At 68.1% G+C, this 15,238-nt stretch carries 10 protein-coding genes; all 10 read right to left on the reverse strand.

The window, feature by feature from the left end:
• Positions 1-3 precede the first annotated feature (3 nt).
• The 10 genes from rplW to rpoB all read right to left on the reverse strand — a co-directional run bounded on the left by rplW (position 4) and on the right by rpoB (position 14,701).
• Positions 4-306 (reverse strand): 50S ribosomal protein L23, encoded by a 303-nt coding sequence (gene rplW / locus ABZ493_RS18000; RefSeq protein WP_079572420.1) that lies wholly within the window; start codon positions 304-306, stop codon positions 4-6.
• Positions 303-1,001 (reverse strand): 50S ribosomal protein L4, encoded by a 699-nt coding sequence (rplD, locus tag ABZ493_RS18005; protein WP_430583496.1) that lies wholly within the window; start codon positions 999-1,001, stop codon positions 303-305. The genes rplW and rplD overlap by 4 nt, the downstream gene beginning before the upstream one ends.
• 4 nt (positions 1,002-1,005) lie before the next feature.
• Positions 1,006-1,659 (reverse strand): 50S ribosomal protein L3, encoded by a 654-nt coding sequence (gene rplC, locus ABZ493_RS18010; protein WP_429764768.1) that lies wholly within the window; start codon positions 1,657-1,659, stop codon positions 1,006-1,008.
• A gap of 14 nt (positions 1,660-1,673) precedes the next feature.
• Positions 1,674-1,982 (reverse strand): 30S ribosomal protein S10, encoded by a 309-nt coding sequence (rpsJ, locus tag ABZ493_RS18015; RefSeq protein ID WP_013837837.1) that lies wholly within the window; start codon positions 1,980-1,982, stop codon positions 1,674-1,676.
• Between the two features lie 496 nt (positions 1,983-2,478).
• Positions 2,479-3,675, reverse strand: a complete 1,197-nt coding sequence (gene tuf / locus ABZ493_RS18020; protein WP_430583497.1) for an elongation factor Tu — start codon at positions 3,673-3,675, stop codon at positions 2,479-2,481.
• A gap of 128 nt (positions 3,676-3,803) precedes the next feature.
• Positions 3,804-5,906 (reverse strand): elongation factor G, encoded by a 2,103-nt coding sequence (gene fusA / locus ABZ493_RS18025; protein ID WP_430583498.1) that lies wholly within the window; start codon positions 5,904-5,906, stop codon positions 3,804-3,806.
• A gap of 112 nt (positions 5,907-6,018) precedes the next feature.
• Positions 6,019-6,489, reverse strand: a complete 471-nt coding sequence (rpsG, locus tag ABZ493_RS18030; protein WP_429764774.1) for a 30S ribosomal protein S7 — start codon at positions 6,487-6,489, stop codon at positions 6,019-6,021.
• The gene (rpsL, locus tag ABZ493_RS18035; RefSeq protein WP_225564431.1) at positions 6,489-6,863 is read right to left on the reverse strand and encodes a 30S ribosomal protein S12; all 375 of its coding nucleotides are present in this window, start codon (positions 6,861-6,863) and stop codon (positions 6,489-6,491) included. The genes rpsG and rpsL overlap by 1 nt, the downstream gene beginning before the upstream one ends.
• Positions 6,864-7,250: 387 nt before the next feature.
• Entirely contained in the window at positions 7,251-11,132 is a 3,882-nt protein-coding gene (locus ABZ493_RS18040) for a DNA-directed RNA polymerase subunit beta' (RefSeq protein WP_430583499.1), read from the reverse strand.
• A 56-nt stretch (positions 11,133-11,188) separates the two neighbouring features.
• Positions 11,189-14,701, reverse strand: coding sequence for a DNA-directed RNA polymerase subunit beta (rpoB, locus tag ABZ493_RS18045; protein WP_430583500.1), 3,513 nt, complete (start codon positions 14,699-14,701; stop codon positions 11,189-11,191).
• Between the last annotated feature and the right edge of the window lie 537 nt (positions 14,702-15,238).

Consider the following 15,238-nt stretch of genomic DNA (forward strand, 5'->3'; position numbering starts at 1 on the left):
GCCTCAGGAAGCCGGACCGCCGAAGATGTCGATCGTGCCCTCACGGAGGGTCACGATCGCGCGCTTCGTGTCCTTGCGCTTGCCCAGGCCGAAGCGCGTGCGACGCGCCTTGCCCTTGCGGTTGATCGTGTTGACCGAGTCGACCTTGACGCCGAAGACCTGCTCGACCGCGATCTTGATCTCGGTCTTGTTGGCCCGCGGGTCCACGACGAAGGTGTACTTGCCCTCGTCGAGGAGGTTGTAGGACTTCTCGGAGACGACCGGCGCGATCAGGATGTCGCGCGGGTCCTTCGTCACGGCGGTCACTTGGTGGCCTCCTCGGTCTCGGCCGCCTCGGACTCCGTGGCGACAGCCTTCACGCTCTTGCCCGTGGCCGGGCCGGCGAGGAACGCGGCGAGCGCGCCCTCGGTGAAGACGACGTCGTCGGAGACGAGCACGTCGTAGGTGTTGAGCTGGTCCGCGGTCAGCAGGTGGACCTGCTCGACGTTGCGGAGCGACAGGATCGTCAGCTCGTCCGAGCGCTCGGTGACCACGAGGACGTGCGTGCGCTCGGTGAGCGCCGCGATCGTCTTGACGGCGGTCCGGGTCGACGGCGCACCGTCGAGGCCGAAGCCGGAGACCACGTGGACGCGGCCGGCGCGAGCCCGGTCGGAGAGGGCACCGCGGAGCGCGGCGGCCTTCATCTTCTTCGGGGTCCGCTGGTCGTACTTGCGCGGCTGCGGGCCGTGGACGGTGCCACCGCCGGCGAACTGCGGGGCGCGGGTCGAGCCCTGACGGGCGCGGCCGGTGCCCTTCTGCTTGTACGGCTTCTTGCCACCACCGCGGACCTCGCCGCGGGTCTTGGTGGCGTGCGTCCCCTGGCGGGCGGCGGCGCGCTGCGCCACGACCACCTGGTGGATCAGCGGGACGTTGGTGACGGTGTCGAACACCTCGGCGGGAAGCTCGGCGGTGCCGGCCTTCTTGCCCTGGGCGTCGAGCACGTCGACGGTCTGGTTGGCCATGGGGTCACGCACCCTTCGCAGCGGTACGCACGACGACGACGCCACCCTTGGGACCGGGAACCGCGCCCTTGACGAGCAGCAGACCCTTCTCGGCGTCGACCGCGTGGACGGTCAGGTTCTGGACGGTCATGCGCTCGTGGCCCATGCGACCGGCCATCCGCAGACCCTTGAACACGCGCGACGGCGTCGAGGCGCCGCCGATCGAGCCGGCCTTGCGGTGGTTGCGGTGGGCACCGTGGGAGGCGCCGACTCCGGAGAAGCCGTGGCGCTTCATGACACCGGCGGTGCCCTTGCCCTTGGTGGTGCCGACGACGTCGACCACGGCACCGGCCTCGAAGGCCTCGGCGGTGATCTCCTGGCCGAGCGTGAACTCGGCGGCGTCCTCGGTGCGGACCTCGGCGACGTGACGACGCGGCGTGACGCCGGCCTTCTCGAAGTGGCCCTTGAGCGGCTTGGTGACCTTGCGCGGGTCGATCTGGCCGGCGGCGAGCTGCACGGCCGCGTAGCCGTCGGCGTCCGCGGAGCGGACCTGCGTCACGACGTTGGTCGGGACGGCCACGACGGTGACGGGGACGAGGCGACCCGCGTCGTCCCACAGCTGCGTCATGCCGAGCTTCGTGCCGAGCACCGCGGTCACGTTCTTCTGCTGGTTGGTCATGTTGTCCCCCAGCCTCAGAGCTTGATCTCGATGTTCACGTCGGCAGGCAGGTCGATACGCATGAGCGAGTCGACGGCCTTCGGCGTGGGATCGATGATGTCGATGAGCCGCTTGTGCGTGCGCATCTCGAAGTGCTCGCGGCTGTCCTTGTACTTGTGAGGCGACCGGATGACGGTGAAGACGTTCTTCTCCGTCGGCAGCGGCACCGGACCCACGACCGTCGCACCAGCGCGCGTCACCGTGTCGACGATCTTGCGCGCCGAGCTGTCGATGACCTCGTGGTCGTAGGACTTGAGCCGGATGCGGATCTTCTGTCCCGCCATGGCGTCGTCTGACTCTCTCTCTCGAACCGCTACTGTCCGACCCCCGCGCTCGGGCGTGTCGCGCTAGGCGACGTACCCGGGCGCACACCGAACCGGCGTGGGGCCGTTGATTGTGGTCCGCGGGGCGGACCACGACGTTTGTCTGGCCTGTCGAGACATGTGTCCCGCGGGGCGCTCAAGCGCGTCGACAGCCGGCAACCCCGCGACCCCTCTCCGGGAGGGGACCCGCTCCAGGTGACGAGAACCGTTCCGGAGATCCGGACCGGCACGCGCACCGTGGTGCTACACACTGTTCGACACGAGAAAGAACGCGCCCGTGACAGGCAACCTGAACATCTTGCCACAGGGAGCCCCGTGATTCCAAGCCGGAACCGGGGAGAACCGCTGTGACGCCGGACGCAATCCCGCGTCCGGACGTGCCGGAGGCCCGAACCCTCGTCGGGCCCGGGCCTCCGGACGATCAGCCGAGCTTCAGCCGACCAAGATCAAGCGATGATCACTTGTTGATCTTGGTGACACGGCCGGAACCGACCGTGCGGCCACCCTCACGGATGGCGAAGCCGAGGCCCTCCTCCATGGCGATGGGCTGGATCAGCTCCACCGACATCTCGGTGTTGTCGCCGGGCATGACCATCTCGGTGCCCTCGGGCAGCGTGATGACGCCGGTGACGTCCGTGGTCCGGAAGTAGAACTGCGGACGGTAGTTCGAGTAGAACGGGTTGTGACGGCCGCCCTCGTCCTTGCCCAGGATGTAGACCTGCGCCTCGAAGTTCGTGTGCGGGGTGATCGAACCCGGCTTCACGACGACCTGGCCACGCTCGACGTCCTCGCGCTTGATGCCGCGCAGGAGCAGACCGGTGTTGTCGCCGGCCTGAGCCTGGTCCATCTGCTTGTGGAACGTCTCGATACCGGTGACCGTGGTCTTCTGGGGCGCACGGATGCCGACGATCTCGACCTCGGAGTTGACGTCGAGCGCACCGCGCTCCACCTTGCCGGTCACGACGGTGCCGCGGCCGGTGATGGTGAAGACGTCCTCGATCGGCATGAGGAACGGCTTGTCGAGCTCGCGGACCGGGTCGGGGACGTTCTCGTCCACGGCCTCCATGAGCTCCAGGACCGACTTGGTCCACTCGGGGTCACCCTCGAGGGCCTTGAGGCCGGAGACGCGGACGACGGGCGCGTTGTCGCCGTCGAACTCCTGCGACGACAGCAGCTCGCGGACCTCCATCTCGACGAGCTCGAGGATCTCCTCGTCGTCGACCATGTCGGCCTTGTTCAGCGCGACCAGCAGGTAGGGGACGCCCACCTGGCGGGCCAGCAGCACGTGCTCGCGCGTCTGGGCCATCGGGCCGTCGGTCGCCGCGACCACCAGGATCGCGCCGTCCATCTGGGCGGCACCGGTGATCATGTTCTTGATGTAGTCGGCGTGACCCGGCGCGTCGACGTGCGCGTAGTGACGCTTCGGCGTCTCGTACTCGATGTGCGCGATGTTGATCGTGATACCGCGCTGCTTCTCCTCCGGCGCGGCGTCGATCTCGTCGAAGTTGCGCTGCGTGTTCGCCGGCAGGTCGGGGTACGTGTCCGCAAGCGTCTTCGAGATCGCGGCGGTCAGCGTCGTCTTGCCGTGGTCGACGTGCCCGATCGTGCCGATGTTGACGTGCGGCTTGGTCCGCTCGAACTTGGCCTTAGCCACTGGGGTCCTCCTGGGACTTGGGTAGATGTTCCCGAACGTTGCGAGACTCGGCGAGAGAGCCTACATCCCGCGGGGCGACGGGGTTTCCTACAGGTTGATGGTTGTGCTGGTCGTCGACCTGTGGGGACTCACTCGCCCCGGGTCTTCTTGATGATCTCTTCAGCAACGTTACGAGGAACCTCGGCGTAGCTGTCGAACTGCATCGAGTACACCGCACGGCCCTGCGTCTTGGAACGCAGGTCACCGATGTACCCGAACATCTCGCTCAACGGTACCTGGGCGCGCACGACCTTGACACCGGTCGCGTCCTCCATGGACTGGATCATCCCACGACGCGAGTTGATGTCACCGATCACGTCGCCCATGTACTCCTCGGGCGTCCGGACCTCGACGGCCATCACGGGCTCGAGGATGACCGGGTCGGCCCGCTTGATGCCCTCCTTGAAGACCATCGAGCCGGCGATCTTGAACGCCATCTCCGAGGAGTCGACGTCGTGGTACGCGCCGTCGAGCAGCGTGGCCTTGACCCCGACCACGGGGAACCCGGCCAGCACGCCCTGCTGCATCGCCGACTGGATACCGGCGTCCACGGACGGGATGTACTCGCGCGGGATGCGACCACCGGTGACGGCGTTGGCGAACTCGTAGAGCTCACCCTCCGCCGTCTCGAGCGGCTCGAAGGTCACCTGGACCTTGGCGAACTGGCCCGAGCCACCGGTCTGCTTCTTGTGCGTGTAGTCGATCTTCTCCGCGGTGCGGCGGATCGTCTCGCGGTACGCGACCTGCGGCTTGCCGACGTTCGCCTCGACCTTGAACTCGCGACGCATGCGGTCGACGAGGATGTCGAGGTGGAGCTCGCCCATGCCGCCGATGACGGTCTGGCCGGTCTCCTCGTCCAGCTTGACGCGGAAGGTCGGGTCCTCCTGGGCGAGCTTCTGGATCGCCGTGGAGAGCTTCTCCTGGTCGGCCTTCGTCTTCGGCTCGATGGCCACGTCGATGACCGGCTCCGGGAAGGTCATCGACTCGAGGATGACCGGGTTCGCCGGGTCGCACAGGGTGTCACCGGTGGTGACGTCCTTGAGCCCGATGAAGGCGTAGATGTGCCCGGCGTGGGCCTCCTCGACCGGGTTCTCCTTGTTGGAGTGCATCTGGAAGAGCTTCCCGATGCGCTCCTTCTTGCCCTTGGTCGAGTTCTGGACCTGGGCGCCCTGCGCGACCTTGCCCGAGTAGACGCGGACGTAGGTGAGCTTGCCGAAGAACGGGTGCGTGGCGACCTTGAACGCCAGGGCCGAGAACGGCTCCGTCTCGTCCGGGCGACGCTCGATGAGCTTCTCCGCGTCCTTGACGTCGTGGCCCTGGACGGCCGGGACGTCGAGCGGGGACGGCAGGTAGTCGATCACGGCGTCGAGCATGGGCTGCACGCCCTTGTTCTTGAACGCCGAGCCGCACAGGACCGGGAAGGCCTCGGAGCGGATGACGAGCTTGCGGATGCCGGACTTGATCTCGGCGATCGTGAGCTCCTCGCCACCGAGGAACTTCTCGAGCAGGTCGTCGTCGGCCTCGGCGACGGCCTCGACGAGCTCGGCCCGGTACTGCTCGGCCTTCTCGACGAGGTCGGCCGGGATCTCCTCGACCGCGTACTCCTCACCCATCTTGGTGTCACCGCGCCAGGTGAGCGCCTTCATCTCGAGCAGGTCGACGACGCCCTCGAAGTCGTTCTCGGCGCCGATCGGCAGCTGGATGACCAGCGGCTTCGCCTTGAGGCGGTTGACGATCGTGTCGACCGTGAAGTAGAAGTCGGCACCCAGCTTGTCCATCTTGTTGACGAAGCAGATGCGCGGGACGTCGTACTTGTCGGCCTGGCGCCACACGGTCTCCGACTGGGGCTCCACGCCCTCCTTGCCGTCGAACACCGCGACGGCACCGTCGAGCACGCGCAGCGAGCGCTCGACCTCGACGGTGAAGTCCACGTGACCCGGGGTGTCGATGATGTTGATCTGGTTGTTCTTCCAGTAGCAGGTCGTCGCGGCGGACGTGATCGTGATGCCGCGCTCCTGCTCCTGCTCCATCCAGTCCATCGTCGACGCACCGTCGTGCGTCTCACCGATCTTGTAGTTCACACCGGTGTAGAACAGGATGCGCTCGGTGGTGGTGGTCTTGCCGGCATCGATATGGGCCATGATGCCGATGTTGCGGACCTTGTTCAGGTCGGTCAGCACGTCGAGTGCCACGGTGTCTTACCCCTTGTCGGTGGAAGGTCGGAAGCCGGGCCGGAGGGCCGGCTGCCGGCCGGTTCCGGATCCTCGGACGGCCCCGGGGGTTACCCGGAGCCGTCCGTGCGCATCACCAGCGGTAGTGCGCGAAGGCCTTGTTCGAGTCGGCCATCTTGTGCATGTCCTCGCGGCGCTTCACCGCGGCACCGAGGCCGTTGGAGGCGTCGAGGATCTCGTTCATGAGGCGCTCGGTCATCGTCTTCTCGCGACGGGCGCGCGAGAAGTCCGTGAGCCAGCGCAGCGCGAGCGTCGTGGAACGCACGGGGCGCACCTCGACCGGCACCTGGTAGGTGGCGCCACCGACACGGCGGGAGCGGACCTCGAGGGCCGGGCGGACGTTCTCCAGCGCGCGCTTGAGCACGACGACCGGGTCCTGGTCCGTCTTGGCACGGACGCCCTCGAGGGCGCCGTAGACGATCGCCTCGGCGGTGGACTTCTTGCCGTCGAGCAGGACCTTGTTGATCAGCTGCGTGACGACGGGCGACCCGTAGACGGGGTCGACGATGAGCGGCCGCTTGGGGGCCGGACCCTTGCGAGGCATCAGGCCTTCTCCTTCTTCGCGCCGTACTTGCTGCGGGCCTGCTTGCGGTTCTTCACGCCCTGCGTGTCGAGCGCGCCGCGCACGATCTTGTAGCGGACACCCGGGAGGTCCTTCACACGGCCGCCGCGGACGAGCACGATCGAGTGCTCCTGCAGGTTGTGGCCGACACCGGGGATGTACGCCGTGACCTCGGTACCCGAGGACAGCTTGACGCGCGCGACCTTGCGGAGCGCGGAGTTCGGCTTCTTGGGGGTGGTGGTGTACACGCGCGTGCACACGCCGCGCCGCTGGGGGGAGGCCTTGAGGGCGGGCGTCTTCGACGCCACGGCCTTCGTGCTCCGGCCCTTGCGGACGAGCTGCTGGATCGTAGGCACTACGTCTCCGTCGTCTTCTCGAGCTCTCGAGGGCCGGCCGGCCCCCGACGGTGGTCTGTCTGGCTGGTGCGCGCCGATCGCATGCGGCACCCGCGGCCCTCACGGACCGCAACGCCACTTACCACCGGCTCGATGGCCCGGGTCAGCTCCCCCGTCCTGACGGACAGTCCGAGCGATGTTCCCGGGGTACCTGTGCGCTCAGGTCGGCGGCGCCTCCGGCAGCCGGCCCGAGCGTTGAGGCTCTGGGCTGACAGCGAGATGCGCGCGCGACGGCACGGGCACGGCTTCCAAGATTACCCGCGGAAGCAAGCGGGGTCAAAGGAACGGGAGGGACGCACGCTGTGACGTGCGCCCCTCCCGGACTACCTCGTGGTGAGGATCAGCGGATCAGCGGAAGTCGCCGAAGTCCAGGTCCTCCAGCGGGATCGCCTCGCCCGAACCCATACCGAGCGTCGGGAAGTCGATCTCGTCGTATCCGAAGCTCGGGTAGAGCTCGGCCTTGGCCTGCTCGGTCGGCTCGACCTCGATGTTCCGGTAGCGGGGCAGGCCCGTGCCGGCGGGGATGAGCTTACCGAGGATGACGTTCTCCTTGAGGCCCAGCAGCGGGTCACGACGGCCGCTCATCGACGCCTCGGTCAGCACGCGGGTCGTCTCCTGGAAGGAGGCGGCCGAGAGCCACGAGTCGGTGGCGAGCGAGGCCTTCGTGATGCCCATGAGCTCCGGACGGCCGGAGGCCGGCTGGCCACCCTCCGCCACGGCACGACGGTTCGCGTCCTCGAAGCGGACGCGCTCCGCGAGCTCACCCGGCAGCAGGTGCGAGTCACCCGAGTCGAGCACGGTCACGCGACGCAGCATCTGCCGCACGATGACCTCGATGTGCTTGTCGTGGATGTCCACACCCTGCGAGCGGTAGGTCTCCTGGACCTCGTCCACCAGGTGCTTCTGCGTGGCACGCGGGCCGAGGATGCGCAGCACCTTCTTCGGGTCGACGGCGCCCTGGACCAGCTGCGTACCGACCTGGACCTGCTCGCCGTCGGCGATCAGGAGGCGGGCACGCTTGGTCACCGGGTAGCGGATCTCCTCGCCGCCGTCGGCCGGCGTGAGGACCAGGTGGCGCGTGCGCTCCGTGTCCTCGATCGCCACGGTGCCGGTGTACTCCGCGATCGGGGCCTCACCCTTGGGGGTGCGGGCCTCGAACAGCTCGGTGACACGGGGCAGACCCTGCGTGATGTCCTCCGCGGAGGCGACACCACCGGTGTGGAAGGTACGCATCGTCAGCTGCGTGCCCGGCTCACCGATCGACTGCGCCGCGATGATGCCGACGGCCTCGCCGATGTCCACCAGCTTGCCGGTGGCCAGGGAGCGGCCGTAGCACTTGGCGCAGGTGCCGACGCGCGACTCGCAGGTCAGCACGGACCGGACCTTGACGTTCTCGATGCCGGCGGCGATCACCTTGTCGATGATCACGTCGCCCGCGTCCGAGCCCGCCTCGGCCACGACGTTGCCGTCGCCGTCCACGACGTCCGTCGCGAACGTGCGCGAGTAGATGCTCGTCTCGACGCGCGGGTGCGGCACCAGCACGTCACCGATGCGCTCGGCGACGGGCAGCGTGAGGCCGCGCTCGGTGCCGCAGTCCTCCTCGCGGATGATGACGTCCTGCGACACGTCGACGAGTCGACGGGTCAGGTAGCCGGAGTCCGCGGTACGCAGCGCCGTGTCCGCCAGACCCTTGCGGGCACCGTGCGAGGCGATGAAGTACTCGAGGACGGACAGGCCCTCGCGGTAGTTGGACTTGATCGGGCGGGGGATGATCTCGCCCTTCGGGTTCGCCACGAGGCCGCGCATACCGGCGATCTGACGGACCTGCATCCAGTTACCACGGGCGCCCGAGGACACCATGCGGTACAGCGTGTTCCGCGAGTTGCTCTCGAGGTTCTCGCGCATGACCGACGCGATCTTGTCGGTGGCCTGCGTCCAGATCTCGATGAGCTCCTGGCGACGCTCGTCGTCGGTGATCAGACCCTTGTCGAACTGGTCCTGCACCTTGAGCGCACGCTGCTCGTGCTCGTCGAGGATCGTGTCCTTGACGGCCGGCATCGCCACGTCGGAGATCGCGATCGTGACGCCCGAGCGCGTGGCCCACCGGTAGCCGGCGTCCTTCAGCGCGTCGAGCGACGTCGCGACGTCGACCTTCGGGTAGCGCTCCGCCAGGTCGTTGACGATCGTCGAGAGCTCCTTCTTGCCGACGACGCCGTTCTGGAACGGGTAGTCGATCGGGAGCGCCTCGTTGAAGATCGTGCGGCCCAGGGTGGTCTCGAACAGCAGCGCCTGCCCGGGCTCCCAGCCCTCGGGGGCCTCGAAGCCGCTGGTCGGCGGAACGAGGTCCGACATCCGCAGCTTGATCGTGGCGTTGAGGTCCAGCTCGCCACGGTCGAGGGCCATGATCGCCTCGGCCTGCGAGGAGAACACGCGCCCCTCCCCCGTCGCGCCGGGGCGGTCCGAGGTGAGGTGGTGCAGACCGATGATCATGTCCTGCGAGGGCATGGTCACCGGACGGCCGTCCGACGGCTTGAGGATGTTGTTGCTCGAGAGCATGAGGATGCGGGCCTCGGCCTGCGCCTCGGCGCTCAGGGGCAGGTGGACCGCCATCTGGTCGCCGTCGAAGTCCGCGTTGAACGCGGCGCACACGAGCGGGTGCAGGTGGATGGCCTTGCCCTCGACGAGCTGCGGCTCGAACGCCTGGATGCCGAGGCGGTGCAGGGTGGGGGCACGGTTCAGCAGCACCGGGTGCTCCTGGATGACCTCCTCCAGCACGTCCCACACCTCGCCGCGGGTGCGCTCGACCATGCGCTTGGCGCTCTTGATGTTCTGCGCGTGGTTGAGCTCGACCAGACGCTTCATGACGAACGGCTTGAACAGCTCGAGCGCCATCTGCTTGGGCAGGCCGCACTGGTGCAGCTTGAGCTGCGGGCCGACCACGATGACCGAACGGCCCGAGTAGTCGACGCGCTTGCCGAGCAGGTTCTGGCGGAACCGGCCCTGCTTGCCCTTGAGCATGTCGGAGATCGACTTCAGCGGGCGGTTGCCCGGGCCCGTGACCGGACGGCCGCGGCGACCGTTGTCGAACAGCGAGTCCACGGCCTCCTGGAGCATCCGCTTCTCGTTGTTGACGATGATCTCCGGCGCGCCCAGGTCGAGCAGACGCTTGAGCCGGTTGTTGCGGTTGATCACGCGGCGGTACAGGTCGTTGAGGTCCGACGTCGCGAAGCGGCCACCGTCGAGCTGCACCATCGGGCGCAGGTCCGGCGGGATGACCGGGACGGCGTCGAGCACCATCGCCGTGGGCGAGTTCGTCGTCGTGAGGAACGCGTTGACGACCTTCAGGCGCTTGAGCGCGCGCGTCTTGCGCTGGCCCTTGCCGGTGCGGATGGTCTCGCGCAGCGACTCGGCCTCGGCCTCCAGGTCGAAGCTCTCGAGGCGCTTCTGGATCGCCGCGGCGCCCATCGAGCCCTCGAAGTACGTGCCGTACCGGTCGACGAGCTGGCGGTACAGCATCTCGTCGCCCTCGAGGTCCGCGACCTTGAGGTTCTTGAAGCGGTCCCAGACCTGCTCGAGGCGGTCCAGCTCCTGGTCGGCACGCTTGCGCAGCTGAGCCATCTCGCGCTCGGCGGAGTCGCGCACCTTGCGGCGCGCGTCGGCCTTGGCGCCCTCGGCCTCCAGCTCGGCCAGGTCGGCCTCGAGCTTGGCGGCGCGGGTGTTGATGTCGTTGTCGCGGCGGTCCGAGATCTCCTTCTTCTCCAGGTCGATCTCGTTCTGGAGGTTCGGGAGGTCCTCGTGACGGGCCTCGTCGTCGACCCACGTGACCATGTAGGCCGCGAAGTAGATGACCTTCTCCAGGTCCTTCGGGGCCAGGTCCAGCAGGTAGCCGAGGCGCGACGGCACACCCTTGAAGAACCAGATGTGCGTGACCGGGGCGGCGAGCTCGATGTGGCCCATGCGCTCACGGCGCACCTTCGAGCGCGTCACCTCGACGCCGCAGCGCTCGCAGATGATGCCCTTGAAGCGCACGCGCTTGTACTTGCCGCAGTAGCACTCCCAGTCCCGGGTGGGGCCGAAGATCTTCTCGCAGAAGAGCCCGTCCTTCTCCGGCTTCAGGGTGCGGTAGTTGATGGTCTCGGGCTTCTTGACCTCTCCGTGCGACCAGGCACGGATGTCGTCGGCCGTGGCCAGGCCGATACGCAGCTCGTCGAAGACGTTGACGTCGAGCAAGATGTCCTACTTCCTCAAAGCTTTCGAATGTCCGTGGAGTTCAGCTGGTCGCTGGATCAGATCTCGTCGACCGTGGCGGCCGAGTTGGGGCGGCGCGACAGATCGATGCCCAGCTCCTCCGCGGCGCGGTACACCTCGTCGTCGGACTCCTTCATCTCGATGGAGGTCCCGTCGCTCGAGAGCACCTCGACGTTCAGGCACAGCGACTGCATCTCCTTGAGGAGCACCTTGAAGGACTCCGGGATGCCCGAGTCGGGGATGTTCTCGCCCTTGACGATCGCCTCGTAGACCTTCACGCGGCCCGGGACGTCGTCGGACTTGATGGTGAGCAGCTCCTGCAGCGTGTAGGCCGCGCCGTACGCCTCGAGGGCCCACACCTCCATCTCGCCGAAGCGCTGGCCGCCGAACTGCGCCTTACCACCCAGCGGCTGCTGCGTGATCATCGAGTACGGGCCGGTCGAGCGCGCGTGGATCTTGTCGTCGACCAGGTGGTGGAGCTTGAGGATGTACATGTAGCCCACCGACACCGGGTCCGGGAACGGCTCGCCGGAGCGGCCGTCGAACAGCCGGGCCTTGCCGTCCGTCGCGACCATGCGGTCGCCGTCGCGGTTCGGCAGCGTCGTGGAGAGCAGGCCGCGCAGGCCCGACTCCTCGAGGCCGTCGAACACCGGCGTCGCCACCGGCGTCCCGGGCTCGGACTTCGACGCGACCTCGGGCAGGGTCTCCTTCCAGGAGAGGTCCTCGCCCTCGGCCAGCTCGATGTCCCAGCCGCGGCTCGCGACCCACCCGAGGTGCGTCTCGAGGACCTGGCCGACGTTCATGCGGCCGGGCACGCCCAGCGGGTTGAGGATGACGTCGACCGGCGTGCCGTCGGGGAGGAACGGCATGTCCTCCTGCGGCAGGATCTTCGAGATGACGCCCTTGTTGCCGTGGCGGCCGGCGAGCTTGTCGCCGACGGTGATCTTGCGGCGCTGGGCGATGTAGACGCGGACCAGCTGGTTCACGCCGGCGGGCAGCTCGTCGCCGTCCTCGCGGTTGAACTCGCGGACGCCGATGACGGTGCCCTGCTCGCCGTGGGGCACCTTGAGGGACGTGTCGCGCACCTCGCGGGCCTTCTCGCCGAAGATGGCGCGCAGCAGGCGCTCCTCCGGGGTCAGCTCGGTCTCGCCCTTCGGGGTGACCTTGCCGACCAGGACGTCGCCCGCGCCGACCTCGGCACCGATGCGGATGACACCGCGCTCGTCGAGGTCCGCCAGGACGTCCTCGGAGACGTTCGGGATGTCCCGCGTGATCTCCTCGGGCCCGAGCTTGGTGTCGCGGGCGTCGACCTCGTGCTCCTCGATGTGGATCGAGGACAGGACGTCGTCCTCCACGAGGCGCTGCGACAGGATGATCGCGTCCTCGTAGTTGTGGCCCTCCCACGACATGAACGCGACGAGCAGGTTGCGGCCGAGCGCGAGGTCGCCCTCGTCGGTCGCCGGGCCGTCGGCCAGCACGGAGCCGACCTCGACCCGCTGGCCCTCGTCCACGAGCACGCGCTGGTTGTAGCTGGTGCCCTGGTTCGAGCGGCGGAACTTGGCCGCACGGTACGAGCCCGTGGTGCCGTCGTCGTTCGCGACGAGGACCAGGTCCGCGGACACCTCGGTGACCACGCCGGGCTTGGTCGCCACGATGACGTCGCCGGCGTCGACCGCCGCGCGACGCTCCATGCCGGTGCCGACCAGCGGCGCCTCGGAGCGCACCAGCGGCACGGCCTGGCGCTGCATGTTCGCGCCCATGAGCGCGCGGTTCGCGTCGTCGTGCTCGAGGAACGGGATGAGCGCCGTCGCGACGGACACCATCTGGCGCGGCGAGACGTCCATGTAGTCGACCTCGGCCGGCGGCAGGTCGTCGGTCTCGCCGCCCTTGGTGCGCACCAGGACGCGGTCGTTGAGGAACGTGCCGTCCACGGCGAGCTCGGTGTTCGCCTGGGCGATGATGTGCCGGTCCTCGTCGTCGGCGGTCAGGTAGACGATCTCGTCCGTGACCTTGCCGTCGGTGACCTTGCGGTACGGCGTCTCGATGAAGCCGAACGGGTTGATGCGACCGAACGACGCGAGCGAGCCGATGAGGCCGATGTTCGGACCCTCAGGGGTCTCGATCGGGCACATGCGGCCGTAGTGCGACGGGTGGACGTCACGGACCTCCATGCCGGCGCGGTCGCGGGACAGACCACCCGGGCCGAGGGCGTTCAGACGACGCTTGTGCGTCAGGCCCGCGAGCGGGTTGTTCTGGTCCATGAACTGCGACAGCTGCGAGGTGCCGAAGAACTCGCGGATCGACGCCACCACGGGGCGGATGTTGATCAGCGTCTGCGGCGTGATCGCCTCGACGTCCTGCGTCGTCATGCGCTCGCGGACCACGCGCTCCATGCGGGACAGGCCCGTGCGCACCTGGTTCTGGATGAGCTCGCCGACGGCGCGGATGCGGCGGTTGCCGAAGTGGTCGATGTCGTCCGTCTCGACGCGGACCTCGGTCGGCTGGCCGTCACGGGTGCCGGGGATGGTCTCCCGGTCGGCGTGCAGCGCGGCCAGGTACTTGATCGTGGCGACGACGTCGGTCACGGACAGCGTGGAGTCGGCCAGCGGCGCGTCGACGCCCAGCTTCTTGCTGATCTTGTAGCGGCCGACCTTCGCGAGGTCGTAGCGCTTCGGGTTGAAGTAGAAGTTCTCGAGCAGCGCGCGACCGGCCTCGACCGTGGGCGGCTCGCCCGGGCGGATCTTGCGGTACAGGTCGACGAGGGCCTCGTCCTGCGTGTGGACGTGGTCCTTCTCGAGCGTGTCGAGCACGGACGGGAAGTCGGCGAACTCCTCGCGGATCTCCGCCTCGGTGAGGCCGAGCGCCTTCAGCAGGACGGTGACGGGCTGCTTGCGCTTGCGGTCGACGCGCACGCCGACGGCGTCGCGCTTGTCGATCTCGAACTCGAGCCAGGCGCCACGCGACGGGATGACCTTCGCCGAGAAGACGTCCTTGTCGCTCGTCTTGTCGGGGGTGCGCTCGAAGTAGACGCCCGGGGAACGGACCAGCTGCGAGACGACGACGCGCTCGGTGCCGTTGATGATGAACGTGCCACGCGCGGTCATGAGCGGGAAGTCGCCCATGAACACCGTCTGGCTCTTGATCTCACCGGTCGTGTAGTTCACGAACTCGGCCGTCACGAACAGCGGGGCGGCGAAGGTGAAGTCCTTCTCCTTGCACTCGTCCGCGGTGTACTTCGGCGGCTCGAAGCGGTGGTTCGAGAAGGAGAGGGACATCGACTGGCCGAAGTCCTCGATCGGCGAGATCTCCTCGAAGATCTCCTCGAGGCCCGACGTCGCGGGGACGTCGGAGCGGCCGGCGGCGGTGGCCGCCTCGACCCGGGCCTGCCAGGCGGGGCTGCCGAGGAGCCAGTCGAAGCTCTCGGTCTGCAGCCCGAGGAGGTCGGGGACCTCGAGCGGCTCGTAGATCTTGGCGAAGGAGACGCGGCGGGAAGCGGTGCGGTTCGCGATGGCGTCGGCGGACGGAACAGAAGGGGTGCGCGAGGCAGCCAAGAGGGGTCCTTCCCTGCAGTTCGATGGCACGCTGTACGCTCTGCGAGGGCTGGAGGCGCCGGACCGCGGGAGTGGACCGCCCCAGGGGTCACGAAGACGTGATCACGGAGGGCGGGGCATCGTCGGCGGGGAGGCGTCGGGGCACAAGCGAGCGCAAAGCGCTAGCGTAGCCAGAACTTCATCGTTTGTCCAACTCGCGCGGGCACACGAGCGGACGCCCTCGGTTCTGGGTCTTAGAGGACGTTGTCTCGGTGGCCGCCATATGCCGCCCAAGAAACGGTTGTCGAACCAGCCTAACCCGTGGTAGGCGGCCGCGGCCAGGCGCCGGCGCGCGACGTCGGTCACGACACCACACCTCCACAACCGGTTCCCCTCCCCCACGACGCGGCCCCGCCCCGCGCGCTCGGCGCGGCAGTTCGTGCTCGGCGCGGCACTTCGAACTGCCGGGAGTTCGACAGGGAGTCGTTCGTCCGGCTGAACCGCGACTACCCGGGCTCGTGGCGGTTCGAGCACGAGGACGTCGTCGACGGCGGCGAC

This window comes from Isoptericola sp. NPDC019482, from assembly GCF_040632295.1.
In the GTDB taxonomy this organism is placed as follows: Bacteria; Actinomycetota; Actinomycetes; order Actinomycetales; family Cellulomonadaceae; genus Isoptericola.